Below are 23,186 nucleotides of genomic sequence, written 5' to 3' on the forward strand. Positions count from 1 at the left end.
CTAACCATGCAACACCGCAGACGGACAAGTCCGGGTTCTTTGATAATTGAAGAAAGAAAAGCACCATCTCACCACGAAGTGGGAGAGGTATGCAATGCAGGCAGATCCCTGATGCCAAGGCCAAGCCAACGAGGGATCATGCATCTAAAAGAAACGGCAAATGACTGTCAGCAGCTAAAACTACGAAAGGAAGAATACCGAAAGCTAACATCATCACTTACGCAGAAACTGCTCCAAGAGGTAACGCCCCTCAAACTGCCAATGCGACAGGCGTCCTGTATGTCCCATAACCAGCAGGCCCATACAATGAGCAATAGAGCCTGCAGTCCATTCCTTTGCTCGATCACCAAACTCAGCCGCCGCACTGCATTCAATCACACGAACGGTTGCACCGACCTGGCGATTGAGCACAGCATCAAGCTCACGGCCCAGACCAACCGGCTTGAGACCGTTGAACAGATATAGGCCAAGCGCAAGGTCATCTGGGCGACTGTCATAAAAGTCAAAGAACGCAAGTACTCCGGCAGAGGCAGACTGCGCCGAAGAGGCAGCACCCTCGATTGCTTCGGTTACCGCATGATGAAGCTGTTCAAGTGTTTCTTGCAGGACAGCACAATAGAGCTCTTCTTTGCCGTGAAAGTAAGGATAGATGGCTCCTGTCGTACAACCCGCAGCGCGGGCGATGGACCGCATTGATGCTCCATCAAGCCCGTCTTGTGAAAACACGTCGCGGGCAGCTTCGACAATGAGGGAACGGCGAGCTTCACGCAAATGCTCAGCCCGCTTCTGCCGTGCCTCAGCTTCTGCATCTTCCTGATGATTTAAGTTGGCCATAGTCACTTACATTATAGAGGAGCATTTATCGGTCTGTTTGCGGTCCAGTCAAAAGTACCTTGATCACGCTCACGAACAGCCTGCTTCCAGGAGACATCTTCAGCTCGTTTCTTGAAGTTCATCCCTTCCGGGCTATGTCGAGTAATACCATCAAACAGCGTGGCAATCATTTGTGTCTGGTAAAGCCCCATGGACTCGATCGCCTGATTGATCATGAGTTTTTGCATCATCAACTGGTTTACTGGAATGCCTGCCATACGCTCGGCCAGTCTTTCAACTTCCGCATCAAGCTGATCAGCTGGCACTGCCTTTTGAACCAGTCCAATGCGCTCAGCCTCACGGCCATCAATCTTGTCACCTGTTAGCAGCATACGCTTCGCACGTTCAGCACCAAGCCGGTATACCCACATTGCAGTCGTTGGACAGCCCCAAACACGCACGGGCATGTAGCCGATGTGAGCATCTTCCGACATCACAATCATATCTGAGCAAAGAGCAATATCTGAACCGCCAGCAACGGCATGGCCATGCACCTTAGCAATAACAGGCCGGTAACTGCGCCATAATGACATGAACAGGTCCGTGTTCTGCTTCATGAAGGCATAGTCCTTCATCGGATCCCATGGCATTTCTTGAACACCCGGGTTGCAGCCTTCGGTTTCGGCATAAGCCGTCAGATCATAACCTGCACAAAACGCCGGGCCGTTTCCTCCCAGCACGATCACATGAACACCGTCATCTGCATTGGCTCGTGTCACACAGGCAGCCAACTCATGCGGAATATCCATATCAATGGCATTCATCACATCAGGTCGGTTTAATGTAATGCGCGCAATCCGACCGTCTTTCTCATAAAGTACCTTTGCCATGATCCTCTCCCATAACGACTCAATTAAAATATAACAGTGTTATATCGAGAGGAATTGGCCAAAAGAAGAACCCGGCAACACCATCAGTTACCGGGTTTTAGAGAGCTAGAGCTTTTCCAGATTGGGAAGCGCCATACGATCAAGGACGAGAAGCGGCGTGATCCACTGATCTGGGCGATTGTACGCCCCACAAAAAACAGTGACGACAATATCAAGAGCCGGCACCACAAAAAGTCGTTGCCCACCATTCCCAGCACCTGAGATGACAGGAAAAGCACGATTGGCCGCTGGTACGAAATGCTCCTGCCAATACCAGGAATTGCTGTAGTGCGAACCAAACGCAGTTCTCACCTGCGGCGCCATATAAGTCTCAAGCCATTCTTGAGGAACAATCTGTCGCTCATTCCATCGCCCACCAGCAGCAACCATCTGACCAATGCGGGTCAATCCTTCTGCCGTCAATCTTAGGCCGGAAGCTGGAGAAGGAACCCCATCCGAGCCACGCATCCATTGGAACTGCGAAATGCCGAGAGGTGCGAACAGCTGCTCTTTGGCAAACTCTTCAAGATCCTGCCCTGTTCCCGTAGAAATCAATTGCCCCAACAAAGCAGTGCAACCACCATTATAATGCCAACGCACGCCCGGCTGCTCGATGATCGGGCGATCCAGAATAAAGCGATATCTATCTGGAGCATTCTCCATCATGATCTCACTGTTGCGTGGGTCAGAGTACGGCAAATCTTCGTTCCACTCAGTACCCATCGTCATGTTCAGCGCATTGCTGATGGTCCAGGCCGCACGCTGCGGGTCTTCTTTCAGATCCACATAGTCTGGAAAAGCGTCGAGCAAAGGCGTATCTGGCGATGGCACCTTGCCCATCCCCAAGGCAATGCCATAGAGCAAGCTGGTGATGCTTTTGGTTACAGAGCGCAGATCATGCAGCGTGTCACGCTCAAACTTCACAGTGCCCAGATCATCTGCCCAGGCAAAATCCCGCCCTTCAAAAAAGTGCTCAAACACAACCTTGTCGCCATGGGCAATCATCACACCATGCAAATCGGTCAAAAGTCCCGACTTCACGCCAAGTTCCAGTTTCTCAGAAAGATCATGCGCTGTTTTGAACTGAGCCTGCACCGCTCCAGCACCAGCAGCGAAGGTTAAGCTTCCAACCGCCATTTTCAGCACACTCCGTCTGTTCATTGTCATTCTGATGATCCTATTCCAGTGCCGAGATGTCCCCTTGCTCGCAAAACGCGTGAGGAAAAAGCCTGAGAAGGTTGAGAGTAATCCCGGCAGAAAAGCCAACTGGCAAAATTCTAGTAGTATTTATTGTGGTTCCAAAACGGAAAAATCGAAGATTTTGGAAAGATCATTGAAGGCACGCCAGAGTGTCGCCCTGCGCAGAAAACGCAAGATCCAGATTTAAGATAGAAACTACTTCCAACTCCATCAAGGCGGAAACTGGTATCTCCGCCCTGAAACTGAAAAGAAAACACTGCGTATTTTTCACTTAAAGCTCAAGCAGAAGCTCTGCGCCTGCATCTTTTGCACGTGAGCAGCATAGAACCAGCGTGTCTTCTTTCTCTTTTCCGCTCAGTACAAAGTCACGGTGCTCAACATCGGCACCTTTGTATTTTGCGGTGCAGACGCCACAGATACCGTCTGAGCACTTGGTTGGAACAGAGATACCCTTCTCATTCAGCACATCCGCTGCGCTTTTGTCCTCCGGGATCTCAATGCGTTCACCCGTTGAGGCCAGTTTCACAAAGAAGCTGGTGTTCACATAGTCGCCCTGATCCGGAACGGAGAAGTACTCTTTGTGCAGGCTTTCTTCTGACCAGCCATTAGCAGCAGCTGTATCCAACACACCATCCATGAAGACATCAGGGCCACACGTATAGACATGATAGCCATCCTCATAGCCGGCAAGAATAGACTTCAGATCAGCCCGCGTGCCTTCGCTGGAACAATGAATGAAGGCTTTATCTGCCCACTGCGTATTCTGGATTTCTTCGATGAAACCCGCTTTGTGGCGATGACGGAAGCAGTAATGCAGCTCAAAAGGTTTGCCAAGCGCATGTAGCCGGTGCGCCATGGCGATCATCGGCGTCACCCCGATCCCACCACCAAACAAGAGCGTCTTCTTGGCATCTTCATGCAAAGGGAAATGGTTGATCGGCTTGGAAATGAAGACGCGGCGCCCTTCGTGGAAGATCCGGTGCATCAGTGCAGAACCACCGCGCCCTTCTTTTTCTTCCAAAACGCCAATAACATACTTGCTGTTGTCTGCCGGATCACCCGCCAGCGAGTATTGGCGCAGGAACTCAGGTGCAACAACCACATCAATATGGGCACCCGCCTCAAATACAGGAAGCGGAGAACCATCATCCAATGTGAACTCGTAACGCGACACGCCTTCAGCTTCCGCATTCACTTTGGATAGGCGCACAGCCAGAACAGGCGAGGAGCTTGCACTCACCTCGTACACAGGAGCAAGATCGTTAGACCCGGAAGCGAGACGAGCCCTGTACTCTTCCGCAGAAATCATGCCCTGATAAGCCTTGATGCCCGCTTCACGGTCCATCATGAACGGGAACGGCCACGGATGCGGCGCGAGGTTGGCCGGGTACACAGCGAGGGTCTGGTCTTCGTACTTCAGATCGAGGTCAAGCTGCAACTCACGCGCGTTGGTCTCCTCCGCGATCACGTAGTTCCCTTCACCGCTGGCAACCAGATCCCACCACCATTTCTTGACGGGATTGATGGAACCGTTCCCCAGCTTGTCATCAAGTTTGGCCAGCATCCTGGCCGAAGAAGGCATCTTCATAGCCGTCCAGCGGAACGGGGCTTCGCTAAACAGCCCCTCAAGGTTCCAAGGGCAGGTTTTCATGCAGCGGCCACACAAGGAGCCAGCAGGCTGAGACACACGGTAGCGGGCGCATTTCTCGGAGTCTGACTTCCAGATCTCATAACCGTTGAACATACGTTTCGGCCCGGCAGTGATTGCGCCTGATGGACACTCGCGGGCGCACTTGTTACAGCTTTCGCAGAACCGCTGCAGACCGAAGTCGATGGGCTTGTCGTAGGTAAACGGCATATCGGTGGTCACGACGCCGGACTTGAGACGCGGGCCGAGATACGGGTTCAGAATAACCTCACCAATGCGGCTCACTTCACCAAGTCCAGAGAGCAACAACAGCGGTGGTTGGAGCACTTCACCGTCCACGACGGAGTGACACCGCGCCGGATAACCAAGACGGCGGATCTGCTCAGCCACGATACCACCGATGATGGAAGTACGCAGATAGGCGCGCATGGACTGGGCGCCAGAGATCCAGTCATCTCCGCTGGCCCCCTCCATCGTCTCATGGCCCTGATCCACCAGAATGGAGATCGCATTCTTATGATACGGCGTAATCGGCTCGCCGCGCGCGTCGTGGGAGTAATAGGCGTAGTCCGGGCAGCGGGACAGACCAACGGCATCCGCGCCGAGGAAATACAGCGCTGACTTCACGTTGGCTGCATTTTTATCCGGATCCATCGCGCTTGATGAGACCTCCAGCGCAGTATCACCATCCTGCAGCAGGATCAGCGCGGCAAGGGCGCGGCGAGCGCAGTATCCCATCGGGTTCTTTGCCAGATAGCCGCCGTTTTTGGCAGCCTCCTGCAACGGTTTGCCCATATCGCCAAACAGCGCACGCGCGAACATGTCGGTGCGCTTGGGAACGCGAGGCACGCGCGGTTCATCAATAAAAGTCGTCGTCTCTTCAACCCGCTTGATCCGCTCAAACGGAAACGCCCCCATATGATAGTCACGGTTTTCAAAAGGCTTACGGTTGAAGGCGTTTTTAAACGTCCCCATACCCAGCTGCCAGGCAGGGCCGTGAGAACTCCAGATATCCGCCAGGTTGCGAGGTGCAAGCGGCTTGTCCGGCGTCAGCGCCAGCGTCGTGGTGACGGAGGCCAGAGTGAACTCGCGGCCAACATACGGATTGGAGACAACCGTCTCCCCATCCTTCTCCACCACCTCAACGAGACCTGCTGAAACAGCAAGCCGGTTCAGATCCACATCCGCACTGCTGGTGGTGTGCGCACGCGCTTCCACACCCAGCAGGCGCAGATAGTTGGCCAGCACCACGGCCACTTCCGCTGCCCGAATGGCAGAGCGCTGCTCGCAGGTGCCGGTGATCCAGTCCCCGCCCGGTTCATCGGCTCTTGGCGCACGTGGATGTTCCATCAACACAACAAGCGCAGATCCATGGTGCGTGACAGGTCCGGGCGTGGCAGCTGCACTATCACGCACATCTGCCATGGTCACGTCGATACCGGCAGCCAGTGTCTTCGGTTGGAATGTCTGCAGATCTTTCGCAAGCTTATCCAGATCTGGATTGCGCAATGGCTGATCAAGGAAGTGCTCAGGAACCAGATCACAGGTCCCCATCATGGTCGCATCAAAGAAGTAACCCGCGGCCTTCAGATGATTGGCCCGCTCCTGCGGATCATCAGGAATCTCAGAGAGCTTTGCATTGTGCGCGCCATCACGGATCGCATCCATGATCGCGCTGAACGACGCCATCGAGTTACTCAGGATCTCGGGATTTTCTGCTTGAGAGTAAATCGTCGGCTGCACACGGGGCACACGTCCCAGATCAACAGCCTCGTGCGTCCGCTTCAGTCGTTCAGAAGGATACGGCCCAAGATGAACCTTTCTGTTTTTGTATGAAAACAGACGCATAATATTCTCCCCCAACCGGTGTGAGCTTGGCGATGCTCTTATTCCGGTTTTTTAAGCAGCAGCAGTAGTACAGCCCTCCCCGACCGGACCACCGCGAAAATTCAACAATCAACTCATAGGCATTGCTGAGCTCATGTCAACAATAAGCACCCAGATCACGACGACGTGAAAGGAAACCCGCAGCCAAGCGACAATATAATTGCCAGCAAAGCGACCACAATTGAGATTTTCACTCAAATCACCTTGCATTTGAGGGGATACTGCCAGTTTTAACCCGACACCACCCAATCTCAATTCCATCTGCCGGAACCGGCCAGACGCACACCAGCAAACCCCACAAACAGCATATGATCACCAAATCTGCTTCAGCCAAATCACAGAGACACGAAGGACAGCGCCGTCATCCGCACATAAAAAAAGAGGCTCAGCATTTTCAGCTAAACCTCTTATGCGATGGAGCCTGCGAGCTTTTACTTGATCTCAATCTCATAGGTATTTCCGCCGGAGATCACGCGACCTGACGTGTACATCCGAAACTTCGTCACCACTTTGTCTGTGCCGCGAAAGTCCTTGTCCGGCGAGTAGTACATGATCAGATCGTTCGTCACCTTGCCCGCGCACTTACCTGCAGAACTTGGCAGCGCAGAGCGGGATTGCACAAAACGTACAACACCATGCTCCGGCTTTTTGACGAAAGAGACCTTAGGCAGCTCAGCGGAGCCGCAGGTTTCAGGAACGTAATAGCTATAAACGTTGAGTTTTGCAGTGCGATTGGCTGCAACCTGCTTCCGAATAATGTCCGCATTTACACTGAATGAGAACATCACAAACACGAAGACTAAAAAATACTTCATCGCAATTCTCCCAAAATTTAATTCAAAATTATATAAACTAGAGAATCGACAAAGCACAATAAAACATATGTAATATTCATATTGAGCACACAGATAGATCTATTCTTTAATTTCAAGCACCTCCTTTACGTCAGGTTCTATTTTAGCAAAACAACACAAGCTAATATTTAGAACACTAACTCTAGTTCTACATCGAATTCTTATAAATCATTGATTGTGCAAGGCTCATGCAGATATTCGCAGCACTTGAGTGACCAGTTCCTCTCGTGTAAGCCGTCCATCCAATCGCAAAGCGGGCTTACCGCAGCTTTTCATCCACGCCTCATGCCGATGCCGGCTTCTACCAGTGAACTCGGGATCTTCATATTGAGATGCCCATTTAAAGAAGGCTTCATGGATCTCAAACATGTCACCACCTTCCAGAATGCGGTCTCCAAAACGCTCCTGCTCGCGCTGCTTCAGGCGCTGCAACCGCAACTCTTGCGGCAAGCTGAGAAAAACAATCAGGGTCGCATCCGCAATAAAATCTCTGGCCCAGTTCTCACAGGCACCAGTCAACACCCAGCTACCGTCTCCCAGAACTGGCGCCATAAGCCTCACCCGCTCTTCCTCAGGCCGCTTAATGGAAAACGGTGGATCTGTTTGCTCCCAGAAGTAATCATCTGAATCCGCATGAGGAATGGAAAGGGCTTGTGACAAGCCACGCCCAAGCGTGGTTGACCCGGAGCAGGAAGCCCCGAAAACATAAATTCGATTGTGCATCGCTAAAACCTTTTGGAAAGGCAATCAGGAAGGGATACGCGCGGCAAGATCACTGGCAAACCGAACAAGTTCACTTTGCGAGACAAAGCCAACCTTCTCAGTTATTCGTGCCAGATGATTACGCGCAGTGTTATAACTAATCTGCATTTTGTCAGCTGTCTCGCGCATTGACAGCCCACCCACAAGACATTGCACCAACTCAGCTTCTCGCAGTGAAATGCTTAGATAGCTCTGCAGCATCTGAACGTCAGTCACCGGAAGATCTGCCGGATCAATGAGAATGCAAAGGACTGGCTGATATTCACCGAGAAAACAATCAAGATAGGGCTGTGTCGCCATTAAAGTTTCAAGCGGAACTGCGGCAAAAATCATTGAAGCTCGCTCTTCACTCTGAAGCACACAAGGAACCTGAGGCATCTGTGTTGCGCGTGCCATGTGAACAGAACGCTCAATATGCGCACGATGAGAATGACACTTGCTTGAAAGGGAGACACTACGGTCAACAAGCAGTCTTTCTCCTTTACGCAGCACAGCTTCTCCCCGCTGGTTTGCAAGCGCTACATGCAGGCCATGGTCCAGCACGAAAGCAGCACTCGGTATGCGCTCCAGCCAAAACAACTGATCATCACACTCAAACCGCCGCCGCTCCAACTCCAACCCAAGGGCAAAAGCGGACTGAAAGCGCGGCCTGATAAACTCCAATATCGAGCAAAGTTCATCATCCTCCTGCCCCACAAACTTCTCTGGCATTGTCGCCGTGATGACAGCACCATCGGTTCCATTCCGGTGCAGGATAATGCCACGTGAACGATCACACTTGTTCTGTCTGGAAAGAACACGCTCATAGAACTCAGAGCGTTTGACTTGATCAGGACTAATGAAGCGCTCGCTGTAAATCACTTCATCAAAAGCAGCAGCATCCATGAGAGCTGGAAACGGGTTCATACTCTCCCCATCCCGCATGTCCAGCTCAAAGCCATCATCGCAGTTCCAAAAAGCAAGATGATGCGTTTTCAGCTTGCGAAAGCACTGGGCCTGCACGCCAAACAACACCTCCGGATACGTGTGCGCCATCGGTTCAAGCGCACTGAAGATATCCTCTCCAAGGGCCGCACAGGCATACATACGTTTCACAAGAGTATCTTGCAGGTTCTGCAACGGATTTCTCCAGAAAGTGCTGGCTGATCTGCGCCAACAAAACAGTCATTCTAGCGAGGTATTCTCGCTGAAAGGTCACTGGCCAAACGCACCAGTTCACTTTGCGAGCCTAAGGATACCCGGTCGGTAATACGGGCCAGATGGTTGCGGGCGGTGTTGTAGCTGATCTGCATTTTGTCGGCTGTTTCACGAACCGACAAACCAACCACAAGGTTCTGGATCAACTCCGCTTCTCGTTTAGAAACATCCATACACTCCTGCAGATAAGTCACGGGTGCAACGGACAAACTGGACGGATCGATGACAATCGCAAGCACCGCCTCATCCGCAGGAACAAAACAATCAAGATAAGCAGGCGAGCGCTCCAACACCCGAATGGGTGTCATCGCAAAAAGCGCGCCCGGCATAAACTCCCCGTGCAAGGCCAAAGGCCCTATAGGCCTCTTATTTAGCCGAACATTTGCCGCCGTATCTTCCAGCAATTTACGTTGGCTATGAGAGCGGGTGGAAAGCTCACCACGGCAATCCACGTCTATCAAATCTGAGGAGCGAAACATCCGTTCAGCCTCAGCATTGGCAACAGCAACATGCAAGCCGCGATCAAGAACCATCGCCGCACTGGGAATGCGTTCAAGCCAATGTGCACCAAGATAAGCCTTCTGCTCTCGCTGCCTCAACTCAAGAGCCAGAGAGAATGCCCGCTGAAAATGAGGCCGAATGCGCTCCAATGTATCGCAAAGGAACAGGTCTTCTTTGCCGACAAAATCATCCGGCATTGTAAACGCGACAATCGCCGCATCGCCATCCTTCCGATGCATCAGAAAGCCACGGGAGCGATCAAACGTGTTTCGCTTGCTCAAAACTCGCTCATAAAACTCTGAGCGTTTGACCATTTCCGGCGCAATATAGCGCTCGCTGTAAAGAACAGACTGAAACGGGATAATCGCAGCCAGCGGCGGAAACGGATTGCAGCTCCCGGCCTCATCCATGTCTTGCGCCATCCCTTCCTCAGCATTTTGAAAGGACATGTAATAGTAGTCATTGTTCAGATAACACTGCACCTGAACACCAAACAAAACATCACGGTTTGCTGCAGCAAGACCCTCAAAAGCCTGCCCAAGATCCTGCCCCAGTATCACACTGGAGTACATTCTCCCGATCAGGTCTTCAGCAACGCTCATCTCACCCTCTATCGCGGCACTCTCGCTGCCAGATCGCTCGCAAGGCGCACCAACTCACTTTGTGAGTTTACGGAGACCTTATCGGCAATGCGCGCCATATGATTGCGGGCGGTATTGTAGCTTATATCCAGCGCATGCGAGGTTTCTCCCATAGAAGCGCCGTGCACCAGATGCTGCAGCAACTCCGCCTCTCGCTTTGAGATGCCAAAGTAATGTTGGAGGTTCTCCAGCTCTGCCAATGGTCGATCACCCGGATCCATAATCATGCAAAGTAATGGCTGCAGCCCACGCACAAACGGTGCCAGATAAGCGGGTGTTTCAGCCAACACGTCGATAGGCATCACCACAAAGAATGGATTGGGTGCAGCTTCCCCGTCCAAAATCAAAGGTCCCAACGGCTTGCTCGTCACCCGGCATTTGGTAACAGCATCCTCAAACAACTTGCGATGCCCATTGTGGCGGGAGGAAACCTCACCACGTCGGTCAATGAAAAAGCTTTCGTTACTTCCAAAGAACACTTCAGCCTGCTTGTTCGCAAAGGCAACATGCATGCCCTGATCCAGAATAAAGGCAGCGCTGGGAATGCGATCCAGCCAGAACGTATAAGCATCCGTCAGCCCCCGCCGTTGCTCCAAATGCAACGCCACCGAAAATGCACTTTGGAAATGAGGTCGTACCGTATCGAGGGTCTTATCAAGCTGCATAGCATCAGAACCGTCAAAGTCGGACTGAACGGCAACTGAAACCATGGCCGTATCCATACCATTGCGATGGATCAGAAAGGCTCGAACACGGTCAAACGTGCCGTAGTCGCTGAATACGAGATCAAAGAAATCCGTATCACGGATTTCATCCGGGCTGATGAAGTCCTCAGTATGGATCAAGCCATTCATAGGCGCGAACTTGGCAAAGCGCGGAAGTGGGTTGCTCTGCCCAGCGGCAACAATCTTCGCCGCCATGTCCTCCTCTGTATTGTGCAAGGCCATGTGGTGATATTGGAGCGAGTTGAGAGAAACGATCTTGTAGCAGAGCAAGGTTTCACGAAAGGAGGATGCCATTGGTGCAAAAGCCTGACCGATATCCTCTCCAAGAGCGATATTGGCGTAGAGCTTCCTCACCATCTCATCATGCACACCCTGCATAAGCCCACCCGAATCGAATAAACACCCTTTCTGTCTCTACGTAAATTAAATAGTAAAAATTCCAGATAGCAACAAATTGAGATAATATTTTCTTCAGGCACCGATACGAAAAGCAAATCGCACCGATAACACTCCAGGAATGCCTCTGAAAAAACTCAGATATTCATGATGAATACAAACAAATACGTACGCTACTTAGCGAACAACTGCCGCTCATTATCACTTAAGGCTTGCGCGTCTCTTTCAACACCAGTCGCGTCACAATCGCATTGTCCCGCTCTTCCAGAGTGAACTCCCACCCCATCCGCCGGGCAATGCGTTCACACAAGGAAAGCCCGAAGCCAAAGCTCTCTTCATAGATCGAGGCAGCTCCTTCTTTCTTGCCGGTGGCAACCGGATTTTCGATCATGAACACACCATCACGATAGCTGATCTTGATCTCACCTTTTTGGGCATGCTGGAACGCATTTCGGATCAGGTTGCCAAACAGAATAAGCAGCGGTGCCTTCGGAAGCTCAGCTTCATCCTCACTCAGATCCAGATGCTCCGTCAGTGGCTTGTTGCCCTTCAGATAATCCAGCTCCTCAATGCAGCCCATGATCAGCTTCGCAGGCACAAGCTTCTCCACAAGCGGAGGCGCAGAACTCTCCCGCCCCAACCACAACAACGTCTCAACAATGATCCGCATGTTAAGGTTCGCCCGCTGAATGCGCTCTACCGGCACGGCATCCTCCGGATCACTCTCCCGGCTCTTCAGCAGCGAGATGTTGCCGGCAATCACCGTGATCGGCGTCCGCAGCTCATGGCTCGCGTAACGCAGGAACGTCTGCTCCCGCTCCACAAACTCCGAGATCCGCGCCACTGTACGGGAGAGCTTCACAGCAAGATTGTTTAGCTCCCGATACCGGAAGTCCGGCGGCGCTTCACCCGCATTTTCGCTATCCAGAGACTGCGCCCAGTTCTCGAGCGCTGCGATGGGCTTGATCAGGCGCTTGGAAAGAATGCGGGCACACACAAAGGTCGCCAGCAGGTTGATGAACCCAACAATCGCGAAAGCTATGATGACAACCTGATCCTCTTCGGAGCCTTCAACATACTCCTCCGTGCTCTCAAGCGTGATGTAGAGATTCCGCCCATCTTCAAGTGGATAGATGTAGAGATAGAGGTAATACGTCGACTTGCAGTTGCCCTCCGCATCACACTCCTGATCTTCCTCATCAAAATACAGCTCCAGCGGCTCCAGAACCTCATCCTTAAAGTGCCGCGCCATGTCCGGCGGTAATGTCTCCAAAGAAAATGCACTTCGGATCAGATAAGTCTCAGGCAATGGAGCATTCGGATCAACCTGTGCGGCTTCCTCATAGGACCGCCCCAGATCATCCATCATGTAAATGATGCTCTCATCAGAGCCGGCGATGAAGAATATCGGCAACAAAAACGTATAAAGCAGCAGCAACAGAATGACGCTGATGAAGAACGTGATGCCAAGCTCACGAAAGATGCTGCGTCCGCGCACCCCAACGGCTGCCTTACTCGCCATCCACTTTCTCCCGAAGACTGTATCCCCCATTGGCATCGCGATAGATCACCTCAACCTCATCGGGTTGCTGAAGTTGCTGGCGGAGTTTGTAGAGATGCACATTCAGGCTGTTACTTTCTGGCGGTTCATCACCCCACAACGCCCGCTCTAACTGCTCCCGGCTCACGGAGGCCGGACTGTGCTTGACCAGAACACTCAGGATCTTCCAGGCCGTTGGCGACAAACGCAGCACTCGATCCCCACGCTTGGCGATGTTGCGCGCAAAATCCACCTGCAGATCCGCAAGCTCAAACAACTTCGACTGCGCACTTCGCCGTCCCGACAACGCCCGTATCCGCACCACAAGTTCTTCAAAGGCGAAAGGCTTGACAAGATAGTCATCCGTCCCGGCCTCAAACCCGGCCAGCTTGTCGGAAAGCTCATCCCGCGCCGTCAGCATCAGCACCGGTCGATCAATCCCTTCACTGCGCAAGGTCTCGCAAACAGTCAGCCCATCCATCTTCGGCAATGTCAGATCAAGGATGATGACGTCAAAATATCCTTCCCGAGCAAACTCGAGCCCCGCCTCGCCGTTGTAAGCGTGATCACAGCTGATGCCGTGCATCTTCAGCACATCAGAAATCGTGCCCGCCAGATCCAGATCATCCTCGATCAGAAGCGCAAGCAGGTTCTCTTTTTCGGTTTGTGCCATCATCTCATTTGCCCAACGTGCTCAACCACCACAAAACTCTCAGGTACACAGCACCCCATGGCAGCATGCATCCCACTCTCAGCATTCATCAATAGGCCATTGCCAATAACCAACGAGTGAACGCCGACGCACTTTCTGCCAACCACAGATATTTACCTGGAGCCTCCACTGGCCATATACATAGCCAAACAACACACCACCCGGAAATGTACCTGAGAAGTCGATATGCCAATCAGAATGAAACCCAAGTCCTATGGCCCCCTCACCGTTGCGTCTCATGAGTACGGCCAGTTCTGGGTGACTAACGAGTTCGGACATCAGTACTCAGCAGGTCTGGGAGACTCCGATGAGTTCTCCGCTCCATCAGACCTGATCATGTCCGCCCTTGGGTCGTGTATGGCAATCTCTTTGGAAATGGTAGCCAAGCAGCAAAAGGTAGCGCTTGGCAATGTCTACATCACTGTAAACGCGGAAAAGGCATCCACATTGCCCCACCGCTTTGGCAGCTTCCATCTGGAGTTTGCTCTCCCGGAGTTTGAGGACCGCGAGAAAGCAGAAGCCATGCTCAAAGCTGCCAAAGAAATTTGCACAGTGTCCAACACGCTCAACGCAGAGATCAGCTTCTCACTCGTTTAGCGCGAAACACCAGCCTCAGGCTTTCACAATCATCTTGCCGGTATTGGCACCAGTGAACAGACCACACAGCGCCTCTGGCAATTTCTCAAAGCCATCAATCACGGTCTCGTTGTACCTGATCTTGCCGTCCCGCACCCACGGCCCCATCACTTTCAGCATTTCATCCATGCGGGCAGTGTAATCCCGTGCCAAAACTCCAGTCATAGTCGCGCGTTTGTAAAGGAAGTGATGCAGCAAGCGTGGCCCCATATTAGGCACCTCCAGACCAGACTGATACTGACTAATCTGACCGCAAATGATGATACGCGCCCGCAGGTTCATGCTCTCGATGAAGGCGTCTGTCGTAACGCCGCCCGTGTTGTCGTAGTAGATATCGACACCATCCGGAGCATGTTCCGCAAAGGCCTGCTTCATGCCCTCAACATCAGTCACCTGCCGATAATTGATGGCCGCATCAAAACCAAGTTCTTCGGTAATCCAGCGCGCTTTCTCATCAGAGCCAACCACACCAATCACCCGCAGCCCAGCCAACTTGCCGATCTGGCCAACAATGGAACCAACCGCACCCGCAGCACCGCTCACTACCAGAGTTTCACCCGGTCTTGGCTTTCCAGCTTCCAGCAAACCGAAATAAGCAATCCGCCCCGGCATACCAAGCACATGCAACGCTGTTGAAGGCGAAACCTCATCAGCATTCAGCAAGCGGCAGTCTGCAACGGCCCGAAGTCCTGCACTGCTCCAGCCCATATAGGTTTCAACCCAATCACCCACTTTGAGAGCCGTAACCCCCTCTCCCACACGGGTGACCCGGCCAACAACAGCTGCGCCTTGCACCTCTCCAGTTGGATGCGGCGCTTCCCAGGTGTCTTTGGAGCTTTGCTGAATACGCATATATGGGTCGACGGACCAATACACTCCTTCAACCACAACCTCACCCCGCACAGGCGTAAGGTCTTGCTCTACTTCCTCATACCGATAGTTCGCAGGAGATACATCCGCTTCCGGCCGCACCTCATAAATCCACTGTTTAACCAGCACCATGTTCTTCTTCTTTTCAGTAAGAAGCCCGAGACAGATCTGCCTCGGGCCAAAATATCAGCTCATCAAAAGGCAGTATCAGCACATCTGGCGCGCACTGCCGGAAATGCGAATGGAGGAACCTGCTTCAGCTGGGATATGAGCAGTAATGAGAGACTTTGATCCCATATCCTCACCCTGCACAATGTGGATTTCACCACCATGAGCCCAGCCAATATCTCGCAGATAACCGGAAAACGCCGCAGCAGCTGCCCCCGTGGCAGGGTCTTCAAACACACCGGCTGAGGCAAACGCATTGCGCACATCAAACTCTTGCGGTCCACGAACATGAACCAGCATGATCGTCACCAAGCCCTGCCCAAGCATGAACTGCTTCATGACTTCTAGATCATAGGCCATCCCAGCCAGCTTGGCCCTGTCACTCAAAGCGAGCACCAGATGGTTTGCACCGCCGTGAATGCGAGCTGGCGGTATCCGACGGTCCAGATCACTTTCGCTCAAACCAAGCAGCCCAAGTAGCTCAGCTTTTACCTCATCTTCCAAGCCCGCACTCTTGGTCAGCGGAGATTGCAAAGCGGCTTTCAGCTGCCCATTCTCCTGCCAGCTCTCAACGGAGATGACGGTTTCATTCAGTTCAAGCTGATGCGTTTTTCGGCCATGTTGCTGAGCCAGTACCGCACCCAATGCAATCGTTGCATGCCCGCAAAACGGCACTTCATTTTCTGGCGAAAAATACCGCACCCGATACCCATCTTTATCAGCAAGAGGCACCGCAAACACGGTCTCAGAATAACCGAGATCAGCCGCAATAGACTGCATCTGCGCATCTGGAAGCATCGCCTCCCCCACAAGAACACCAGCAGGGTTGCCACCCTCCTCTCCATGGGAGAATGCTGAGATGTGTTGAAGCGCTAAAAGATCTGTCTGCATGAGAACCTCCAATCGTCATGACTGAAAAAATAGCCAGCAACGGCTTTCTGCTATATAGAGAATGAAAGGCAAATTGCACGAAATGCCTTCACATTTTAAAGCGAGAGAACAAAAGTGCCTAAGGAGATTAAACAGCTAGACGAAACTGCCTGCAAAATCCTCGAGATTCTGGAGCGTGATGCCCGCATATCCATCAGCGAACTGGCCAGTCGCATCGGCCTCTCCGCCCCCAGCACAACAGAGCGCGTCCGCAAGCTGGAACAAGACGGCATCATCACAGGCTTTACGGTAGAGATAAACCCAAAGGCGCTTGGCTACATTTTGGAAGCAATCGTGCGCGTCAAACCAAGCCCGGGCAATCTGCATGTGGTGGAACAGCTCATCCTCAACGAGCCCCGCTTTACCTCCTGCGATAAAGTCACCGGAGAAGACTGCTTCGTCACCCGCATCTACCTAAAAGACGTCAGCGAACTCGACGACCTGCTCGACCCTCTCCACGAAAAAGCAATGACCAACACCTCAATTGTGAAAGCTTCTCCGATTAAGAACCGGATGGTCCCGCTTCGGTGAGCGTATCTGGCTTCAGAAGCTCAGCTTATTCTCAGTACCGGAGAGCAATCTGCCGATATTCGCGCGGTGCTTGGCAACCACCATGGAGGCCATCGCTAGTGCGAAGATCTGGAAGTAGATTGTGTGACCAAACATCGGGATGAAGGAAAGCGCTACGAACAGCAGCGCGGCGCAGATGGAACCCAGAGAAACATAGCGGGTCGCAGCAACGATGAGCACAAAAGAACCCAGACAGCTTGCGGCAATAATCGGATCCAGCATGAACAGCACAGCGGCAGCCGTCAGCACACCTTTGCCGCCTCTGAAGCCGAAAAACACAGGCCAGTTGTGACCAACAATAGCACCAGCCCCGGCAAGCAACATGCTCACACTGTCCACCGCAACACCAGAACCTGCATAAACGCCAAGGTACAGGCCAACCAAACAGGCAACGATGCCTTTCAGGATATCTCCGAAAAGAACAACCAAAGCAGCAGGTTTTCCCAGAACACGAAGTGTGTTGGTCAGTCCAGCAGACTTGCTGCCATGCTCACGGATATCCTTGCCATAGGCTTTCCCAACCAGCACAGCCGTGCTGATACTGCCCAGCAGATAACCCGCTCCAAGAGCTGCAATTAATTTAATCAGATCAATCACAGGAATAGCCCCTAGCCCACAACGCCCTGTAGCACCAGTTTCTGATGCACCTCGATAATCTCATCGATACTAAGGCGTCCGTCGGGGCGATACCAGAAGCAAACGCCAGTCAGCATGGCGATAATGGCAAAAGCAGCAACTTCCAGATCCACTTTGGGAAACGCACCAGCCTTCACACCATCAGAGAGGATGCTACGCAGGTTCGCTTCGTACTGGCTGCGTTTGGTTACCACATCCGCGCGATAATCCTCCCCCAGAGATCGCAGCTCCAGATTCGCAATCACGACATCTGCGCGGCGCTCAATGTGGTAGCGGATGTGAAACGCAACAAAGGCTTTGAGACGGGAAATTGGATCATCCCCCTTGCCTTCCAGCTTCTCCCAGTTCTCAATCAGGCTCACCATATGCTGGTTCATCAGCGCCTGAAGCAGTTCATCCTTACTCTCCACATAGCGATAGACGGAACCCGGTTGCACGCCCACCTCAGCCGCGAGCTGACGAAGTGTCATCGCCTCAAAGCCCTTGGCTTCAATCAGCTTTTTCGCTGCGGAGTAGATTGCAGTCTTCGTATCTGCGCCAACGGAGCCTTTGGTTCGTGCCACGATCTGAGCCTTTATCATTCAACATAGGAGACGCAGTGTTTCAGCGCGTACCCTAGAGTTGCCTAGCAGTTTTCGGGAAAGAATACGCAACAGGAAATGCGCCCTAAGGGTTATTGCATAGTAACTGAGCGCCTGCTATTAATCAAACGAACGTTCGTTTAATTAATTTGCGATCCACTGGGAAGCTCAACAAAGAGCGTGGATTGACTGGATCGGTAGCAGGAGGAAGCGCCGTGTTTGACGCCGTAATGAATTTTGGTCTTGGTGAAGACATTGATGCTCTGCGCGAAACCATTCGCCGTTGGGCACAGGACAAACTCGCACCGCGCGCCGCTGAGATCGACGAGACCAACGAGTTCCCGAATGACCTCTGGACAGAGATGGGCGAACTCGGCGTGCTGGGCATGACGGCTGACCCGGAATACGGCGGCACCGGCATGGGCTACCTCGCCCACGTTGTTGCAGTTGAGGAAATCTCCCGCGCTTCTGCATCCGTCGGCCTGTCCTACGGCGCACACTCCAACCTGTGCGTGAACCAGATCAATCGGCACGGCACGCCTGAGCAAAAAGCAAAGTACCTGCCAAAGCTCTGCTCCGGTGAGCATGTAGGCTCTCTGGCCATGTCTGAGCCTGGCGCTGGCTCTGACGTTGTTTCCATGAAACTGCGCGCTGAAAAGCGCAACGACCGCTACGTGCTCAACGGCAACAAAATGTGGATCACAAACGGCCCGGACGCTTCCACTCTGGTTGTTTACGCGAAGACCGATCCGGATGCTGGCCCGCGCGGCATGACAGCATTCATCATCGAAAAAGACATGAAAGGCTTCTCAACAGCCCAGAAGCTGGACAAATTGGGCATGCGCGGTTCCAACACCTGTGAACTGGTTTTTGAAGACTGCGAAGTCCCCTACGAGAACGTGCTCGGTGAAGAAGGCAAGGGCGTAAACGTGCTGATGTCCGGTCTGGACTACGAGCGTGTTGTGCTTTCCGGTGGCCCTCTGGGCATCATGGCGGCGGCTATGGATGTCGTTGTACCCTACATCCACGAGCGTAAGCAGTTCGGCAAAGCGATTGGTGAGTTCCAGCTGATGCAGGGCAAAATCGCAGACATGTACACCTTGATGAATGCCTCCCGCACCTACGTGTACGCGGTTGCTGCTGCGTGTGATCGAGGCGAAACCACCCGTAAGGATTCCGCTGGCTGTATTCTTTACTCTGCAGAAAACGCAACCAAGCTGGCATTGGAAGCAATCCAGTCCCTCGGCGGAAATGGTTACATCAACGAATACCCAACCGGTCGCCTGCTGCGTGACGCGAAACTCTATGAAATCGGCGCTGGCACATCCGAAATCCGCCGCATGTTGATTGGCCGTGAGCTCTTCCAGGAAACCAAATAATGGCTGCCATCAAGTCTCAGGCTACAACGGGTTCGGAAAGCTACAAGAACAACCGCACCCAGCACCTCGCCGCGATGGATGAGGTCCGCGCAGCAAGCCAGCAAGCACTGTTAGGCGGGGGCGAAGGCCCTCGCGAGCGGCACGTGTCTCGTGGGAAAATCCTCCCGCGCGAGCGCGTTGCCCGTCTGATCGATCCAGGTTCTCCATTTCTGGAAGTCGGTCAGTTTGCTGCCTATAACATGTACGACAACGCCTCCCCTTCGGCTGGCATTGTCACCGGCATCGGTCGGGTCAACGGCATCGAATGTATGATCGTTGCCAACGATGCCACGGTTAAGGGCGGCACTTATTATCCGCTGACGGTGAAGAAGCACCTCCGCGCCCAAGAAATCGCCATGGAGAACAATCTCACATGCATTTACTTGGTAGATTCTGGCGGAGCTAACCTGCCTCAGCAGGATGAAGTGTTCCCGGATAAAGAACACTTCGGCCGTATTTTCTACAATCAAGCCAACATGTCCGCACAGGGCATTCCGCAAATCGCGGTGGTCATGGGCTCCTGTACCGCTGGCGGCGCATACGTGCCAGCCATGTGTGATGAGACCATTATCGTGAAAGAGCAAGGCACCATCTTCCTCGCCGGTCCTCCACTGGTGAAAGCCGCCACGGGCGAAGTGGTTTCTGCTGAAGATCTGGGCGGCGGGGATGTTCACACCCGCCTCTCCGGTGTGGCAGACCACTTGGCCCGTGACGACGCTCATGCTCTGGCACTGGCCCGTCAGGCAGTCTCGAACCTCAACCGTCGCAAGCCGGATCAGCTTCTGCTGCAAACGCCGGAAGATCCGCTCTACGACCCAGAAGAAATCCTCGGCGTTGTCCCGGCTGACCTGAAAACCCCATACGACGTGCGCGAAGTTATCGCCCGTGTGGTAGATGGCTCCCGCTTCGACGAGTTCAAAGCCCGCTACGGCACCACGCTCGTTACTGGTTTTGCGCACATCCACGGCATGCCTGTCGGTATCATCGCCAACAACGGCATCCTGTTCTCCGAAGCTGCCCTCAAAGGCGCGCACTTCGTCGAGCTGTGCTGCCAGCGCAAAATCCCGCTGGTCTTCCTGCAAAACATTACCGGCTTTATGGTCGGTCAGAAGTACGAAGCAGGCGGCATCGCAAAAGACGGTGCAAAGCTCGTCACCGCAGTGGCATGTGCCAAAGTTCCAAAGATCACCATGCTGATCGGCGGCTCCTTCGGGGCTGGCAACTACGGCATGTGTGGCCGCGCCTACTCACCGCGCATGCTCTGGACATGGCCAAGCTCCCGCATCTCCGTCATGGGTGGCCCGCAGGCTGCTGGCGTACTGGCAACTGTGCGTCGTGACGGCATTGAGCGTAAAGGCGGCACATGGTCAGCGGAAGAAGAAGCAACCTTCAAACAGCCGATCATTGATCAGTTTGAAGAGCAAGGGCACCCACTCTACGCATCTGCACGCCTCTGGGATGATGGCATTGTCGACCCGCGCAAAACCCGCGACGTGCTGGCTCTGTCCATCGCTGCAACCCTCAACGCACCAATCGAAGACACGCCATTCGGCATCTTCCGCATGTAAGGGGGCCGCGACATGTTCAAGAAAATCCTTATTGCCAACCGCGGTGAAATTGCTTGCCGTGTTGCAAAGTCTGCAAAAGCCCTCGGCATCAAAGTTGTGGCCGTCTACTCAGACGCCGACCGCGATGCCCGTCATGTGCAAATGGCAGATGAAGCTTACCGCCTCGGCCCAGCGCCAGTGGCAGAAAGCTACCTCAACATTCCTGAGCTGCTCGCCGCAGCTAAAACCAGCGGCGCAGACGCGATCCATCCGGGCTACGGTTTCCTTTCAGAAAACCCAGAGTTTGTGGAAGCAGTCGAAGCAGCTGGTCTCGTCTTCATCGGCCCACCAGCGGACGCAATCCGCGCAATGGGCTTGAAAGACGCTGCAAAGAAGCTGATGGAAGAATCCGGCGTTCCTGTTGTGCCGGGCTATCATGGTGAAAACCAAGACGGCGAGTTCCTGAAAGCGGAAGCTGAAAAGATCGGTTATCCGGTTCTCATCAAAGCCCGCGCAGGCGGCGGCGGTAAAGGTATGCGCCGCGTTGATGACCCGGCAAACTTCATCGAAGCACTGGAAGGTGCTCAGCGAGAAGGCCAGTCCAGCTTTGGCGATCCGCGCGTGCTCATCGAGAAGTACATCCTGTCCCCTCGCCATATCGAGGTTCAGGTCTTCTGTGATGGCCATGGCAACGCCGTTCACCTGTTCGAACGCGACTGCTCCTTGCAGCGTCGCCACCAGAAGGTGATCGAAGAAGCCCCTGCCCCTGGCATGACCGAAGAGATGCGCAACGCCATGGGCGAAGCTGCCGTCAAAGCAGCACAAGCTGTTGGCTATGAAGGGGCTGGCACTGTTGAGTTCATCGTTGATGGCTCTGATGGTCTGCGTTCTGATCGCTTCTGGTTCATGGAAATGAACACCCGCTTGCAGGTAGAACACCCTGTGACAGAGGCCATCACTGGTCAAGATCTGGTCAACTGGCAGCTTTCCGTAGCAGCTGGTGGCACTCTGCCTCTGATGCAGGATGAGCTCACGATCTTTGGACATGCGTTCGAAGCACGTATCTACGCTGAGGATGCTGAAGCAGGCTTCCTGCCAGCAACCGGAACGCTGAACGAGCTCAAGCTGCCAGAACTGTTTGCCCGCATCGATAGTGGTGTGCGCAAAGGCGACACGATCACCCCTTACTACGATCCAATGATCGCGAAGGTGATCTGCCACGGCGAAACTCGTGAAGCTGCTCTGGCCAAGATGTCTCTGGCATTGGAAAAGAGCCACGCTGTCGGCTGCACCACCAACATCACCTTCCTGCATCGCCTGTGTAATCACGAGGGCTTTGCGAAAGGTGAGATGGATACCGGTCTTATCGACCGTGAGCTGGAAGCTCTCACCAAACCAACAGCCCCAACCCGGTATGCTTTTGCAATGGCTGCTCTCATCGAGCTCGGCTTTGCAACTGAGACTGCCGTGGTCGACGATGATCCATGGGTAAGCCTCACCGGTTGGCGTCACTGGACAGCTGCAAAACAGTTCGCACACCTCTCATGGCGTGATGAAGTGACCGAGGTTGTTGCAAGCCGTCATCATGATGGCAGCCTGACAGTGACGGTTGATGGTGAGACCTTCGATCTGCAGATCCTCTCCGTAGATAACAACCACATGCGTGTGGATTTCTCCGGTCAGATCACCTCTGCAGATTTCTTCGTCGAAGACACCAGCCTCACACTGTTCTCCGGTGGTGTGACATGGCGCTTCGACCTGCCGGATCATCTGGCAGAGCAGGATGACAGTGCAGCATCAGGCAATGCAATCACCTCTCCAATGCCGGGCCTCGTGCGTGCAGTAAACTGCAAGCCGGGTGATAAGGTATCTGAGGGCGATACCCTGATCGTCACTGAAGCCATGAAGATGGAACACTCTCTCAAAGCACCACGTGATGGTGTGGTGGCAGAAGTGATGGCGAACGCAGGTGACCAGGTGGAAGAAGGCGTTATACTCCTCACGCTTGAGGAGGAGGAATAACCG

Annotated in this window: 20 protein-coding genes; 5 read left to right on the plus strand and 15 right to left on the minus strand. The window is 53.3% G+C overall.

The annotated features are described in order from the left end of the window. Positions 1-213 precede the first annotated feature (213 nt). From PSE_RS24160 to PSE_RS24210, 11 genes are all read right to left on the minus strand, one after another. Entirely contained in the window at positions 214-834 is a 621-nt protein-coding gene (locus tag PSE_RS24160; RefSeq protein ID WP_014287177.1) for a TetR/AcrR family transcriptional regulator, read from the minus strand. Positions 835-845: 11 nt separating this feature from the next. Continuing rightward, positions 846-1,703 (minus strand): crotonase/enoyl-CoA hydratase family protein, encoded by an 858-nt coding sequence (locus PSE_RS24165; RefSeq protein ID WP_014287178.1) that lies wholly within the window; start codon positions 1,701-1,703, stop codon positions 846-848. A gap of 105 nt (positions 1,704-1,808) precedes the next feature. After that, positions 1,809-2,909: a serine hydrolase gene (locus PSE_RS24170; RefSeq protein WP_208998042.1), complete on the minus strand. Its 1,101-nt coding sequence runs from the start codon at positions 2,907-2,909 to the stop codon at positions 1,809-1,811. Between the two features lie 304 nt (positions 2,910-3,213). Continuing rightward, positions 3,214-6,438, minus strand: coding sequence for a 2Fe-2S iron-sulfur cluster-binding protein (locus PSE_RS24175; protein ID WP_014287181.1), 3,225 nt, complete (start codon positions 6,436-6,438; stop codon positions 3,214-3,216). Positions 6,439-6,908: 470 nt separating this feature from the next. Continuing rightward, positions 6,909-7,292 (minus strand): hypothetical protein, encoded by a 384-nt coding sequence (locus PSE_RS24180; RefSeq protein WP_041768804.1) that lies wholly within the window; start codon positions 7,290-7,292, stop codon positions 6,909-6,911. Positions 7,293-7,517: 225 nt separating this feature from the next. Next, entirely contained in the window at positions 7,518-8,054 is a 537-nt protein-coding gene (locus PSE_RS24185) for an AAA family ATPase (protein ID WP_041768805.1), read from the minus strand. A gap of 24 nt (positions 8,055-8,078) precedes the next feature. Beyond that, positions 8,079-9,212 carry a helix-turn-helix transcriptional regulator gene (locus PSE_RS24190; RefSeq protein WP_041768806.1) on the minus strand — a complete coding sequence of 378 codons (1,134 nt, stop codon included), beginning with the start codon at positions 9,210-9,212 and terminating at the stop codon, positions 8,079-8,081. A 50-nt stretch (positions 9,213-9,262) separates the two neighbouring features. Next, positions 9,263-10,393 (minus strand): helix-turn-helix transcriptional regulator, encoded by a 1,131-nt coding sequence (locus tag PSE_RS24195; RefSeq protein ID WP_014287186.1) that lies wholly within the window; start codon positions 10,391-10,393, stop codon positions 9,263-9,265. A gap of 8 nt (positions 10,394-10,401) precedes the next feature. Further along, on the minus strand, positions 10,402-11,535 hold the full coding sequence (locus tag PSE_RS24200) for a helix-turn-helix transcriptional regulator (protein WP_014287187.1): 1,134 nt from the start codon (positions 11,533-11,535) through the stop codon (positions 10,402-10,404). Positions 11,536-11,758: 223 nt separating this feature from the next. Further along, a complete protein-coding gene (locus PSE_RS24205; protein ID WP_208998043.1) occupies positions 11,759-13,075 on the minus strand; it encodes a HAMP domain-containing sensor histidine kinase in 1,317 nt (438 codons plus the stop codon). Next, a complete protein-coding gene (locus tag PSE_RS24210; RefSeq protein ID WP_014287189.1) occupies positions 13,065-13,769 on the minus strand; it encodes a response regulator transcription factor in 705 nt (234 codons plus the stop codon). The genes PSE_RS24205 and PSE_RS24210 overlap by 11 nt, the downstream gene beginning before the upstream one ends. A 222-nt stretch (positions 13,770-13,991) precedes the next feature. Between PSE_RS24210 and PSE_RS24215 the strand changes: the two genes are divergently transcribed. After that, positions 13,992-14,402 carry an OsmC family protein gene (locus PSE_RS24215; protein WP_014287191.1) on the plus strand — a complete coding sequence of 137 codons (411 nt, stop codon included), beginning with the start codon at positions 13,992-13,994 and terminating at the stop codon, positions 14,400-14,402. A 15-nt stretch (positions 14,403-14,417) separates the two neighbouring features. On the opposite strand, the gene PSE_RS24220 is transcribed toward PSE_RS24215, so the two are convergent. Continuing rightward, positions 14,418-15,443, minus strand: a complete 1,026-nt coding sequence (locus tag PSE_RS24220; protein WP_014287192.1) for an NADP-dependent oxidoreductase — start codon at positions 15,441-15,443, stop codon at positions 14,418-14,420. Between the two features lie 75 nt (positions 15,444-15,518). Beyond that, complete coding sequence (locus PSE_RS24225) at positions 15,519-16,370, minus strand: PhzF family phenazine biosynthesis protein (protein WP_014287193.1); 852 nt, start codon at positions 16,368-16,370, stop codon at positions 15,519-15,521. Positions 16,371-16,484: 114 nt separating this feature from the next. Here PSE_RS24225 and PSE_RS24230 point away from each other — a divergent pair, with 114 nt between their 5' ends. Next, the gene (locus PSE_RS24230; protein WP_008552661.1) at positions 16,485-16,940 is read left to right on the plus strand and encodes an Lrp/AsnC family transcriptional regulator; all 456 of its coding nucleotides are present in this window, start codon (positions 16,485-16,487) and stop codon (positions 16,938-16,940) included. A 12-nt stretch (positions 16,941-16,952) separates the two neighbouring features. Here PSE_RS24230 and plsY read toward each other — a convergent pair whose 3' ends face one another. Next, the gene (gene plsY / locus PSE_RS24235) at positions 16,953-17,576 is read right to left on the minus strand and encodes a glycerol-3-phosphate 1-O-acyltransferase PlsY (protein WP_014287194.1); all 624 of its coding nucleotides are present in this window, start codon (positions 17,574-17,576) and stop codon (positions 16,953-16,955) included. An 11-nt stretch (positions 17,577-17,587) separates the two neighbouring features. Next, positions 17,588-18,178 carry a TetR/AcrR family transcriptional regulator gene (locus PSE_RS24240; protein WP_041769163.1) on the minus strand — a complete coding sequence of 197 codons (591 nt, stop codon included), beginning with the start codon at positions 18,176-18,178 and terminating at the stop codon, positions 17,588-17,590. 248 nt (positions 18,179-18,426) lie between these two features. Between PSE_RS24240 and PSE_RS24245 the strand changes: the two genes are divergently transcribed. Genes PSE_RS24245 through PSE_RS24255 form a run of 3 tightly spaced genes read left to right on the plus strand, consistent with a single transcriptional unit; the run spans position 18,427 to position 23,183 of the window. After that, positions 18,427-19,575, plus strand: a complete 1,149-nt coding sequence (locus PSE_RS24245; protein ID WP_014287196.1) for an isovaleryl-CoA dehydrogenase — start codon at positions 18,427-18,429, stop codon at positions 19,573-19,575. Next, positions 19,575-21,182 (plus strand): carboxyl transferase domain-containing protein, encoded by a 1,608-nt coding sequence (locus PSE_RS24250; RefSeq protein ID WP_014287197.1) that lies wholly within the window; start codon positions 19,575-19,577, stop codon positions 21,180-21,182. The genes PSE_RS24245 and PSE_RS24250 overlap by 1 nt, the downstream gene beginning before the upstream one ends. Positions 21,183-21,194: 12 nt before the next feature. After that, positions 21,195-23,183 (plus strand): acetyl/propionyl/methylcrotonyl-CoA carboxylase subunit alpha, encoded by a 1,989-nt coding sequence (locus PSE_RS24255; RefSeq protein ID WP_014287198.1) that lies wholly within the window; start codon positions 21,195-21,197, stop codon positions 23,181-23,183. The last annotated feature ends 3 nt before the right edge of the window (positions 23,184-23,186 follow it).

The organism is Pseudovibrio sp. FO-BEG1 (assembly GCF_000236645.1).
Classification (GTDB): domain Bacteria; phylum Pseudomonadota; class Alphaproteobacteria; order Rhizobiales; family Stappiaceae; genus Pseudovibrio.

What these genes read in the sequence shown, in the direction of transcription:
- PSE_RS24245 (WP_014287196.1), top strand. Translation starts at nt 18,427, where the DNA reads ATGAATTTTGGTCTTGGTGAAGACATTGATGCTCTGCGCGAAACCATT.
- PSE_RS24210 (WP_014287189.1), bottom strand. Translation starts at nt 13,769, where the DNA reads ATGATGGCACAAACCGAAAAAGAGAACCTGCTTGCGCTTCTGATCGAG.
- PSE_RS24160 (WP_014287177.1), bottom strand. Translation starts at nt 834, where the DNA reads ATGGCCAACTTAAATCATCAGGAAGATGCAGAAGCTGAGGCACGGCAG.
- PSE_RS24175 (WP_014287181.1), bottom strand. Translation starts at nt 6,438, where the DNA reads ATGCGTCTGTTTTCATACAAAAACAGAAAGGTTCATCTTGGGCCGTAT.
- PSE_RS24205 (WP_208998043.1), bottom strand. Translation starts at nt 13,075, where the DNA reads ATGGCGAGTAAGGCAGCCGTTGGGGTGCGCGGACGCAGCATCTTTCGT.
- PSE_RS24165 (WP_014287178.1), bottom strand. Translation starts at nt 1,703, where the DNA reads ATGGCAAAGGTACTTTATGAGAAAGACGGTCGGATTGCGCGCATTACA.
- PSE_RS24170 (WP_208998042.1), bottom strand. Translation starts at nt 2,909, where the DNA reads ATGACAATGAACAGACGGAGTGTGCTGAAAATGGCGGTTGGAAGCTTA.
- PSE_RS24255 (WP_014287198.1), top strand. Translation starts at nt 21,195, where the DNA reads ATGTTCAAGAAAATCCTTATTGCCAACCGCGGTGAAATTGCTTGCCGT.
- PSE_RS24250 (WP_014287197.1), top strand. Translation starts at nt 19,575, where the DNA reads ATGGCTGCCATCAAGTCTCAGGCTACAACGGGTTCGGAAAGCTACAAG.
- PSE_RS24215 (WP_014287191.1), top strand. Translation starts at nt 13,992, where the DNA reads ATGCCAATCAGAATGAAACCCAAGTCCTATGGCCCCCTCACCGTTGCG.
- PSE_RS24220 (WP_014287192.1), bottom strand. Translation starts at nt 15,443, where the DNA reads ATGGTGCTGGTTAAACAGTGGATTTATGAGGTGCGGCCGGAAGCGGAT.
- PSE_RS24180 (WP_041768804.1), bottom strand. Translation starts at nt 7,292, where the DNA reads ATGAAGTATTTTTTAGTCTTCGTGTTTGTGATGTTCTCATTCAGTGTA.
- PSE_RS24200 (WP_014287187.1), bottom strand. Translation starts at nt 11,535, where the DNA reads ATGCAGGGTGTGCATGATGAGATGGTGAGGAAGCTCTACGCCAATATC.
- PSE_RS24185 (WP_041768805.1), bottom strand. Translation starts at nt 8,054, where the DNA reads ATGCACAATCGAATTTATGTTTTCGGGGCTTCCTGCTCCGGGTCAACC.
- PSE_RS24225 (WP_014287193.1), bottom strand. Translation starts at nt 16,370, where the DNA reads ATGCAGACAGATCTTTTAGCGCTTCAACACATCTCAGCATTCTCCCAT.
- PSE_RS24195 (WP_014287186.1), bottom strand. Translation starts at nt 10,393, where the DNA reads ATGAGCGTTGCTGAAGACCTGATCGGGAGAATGTACTCCAGTGTGATA.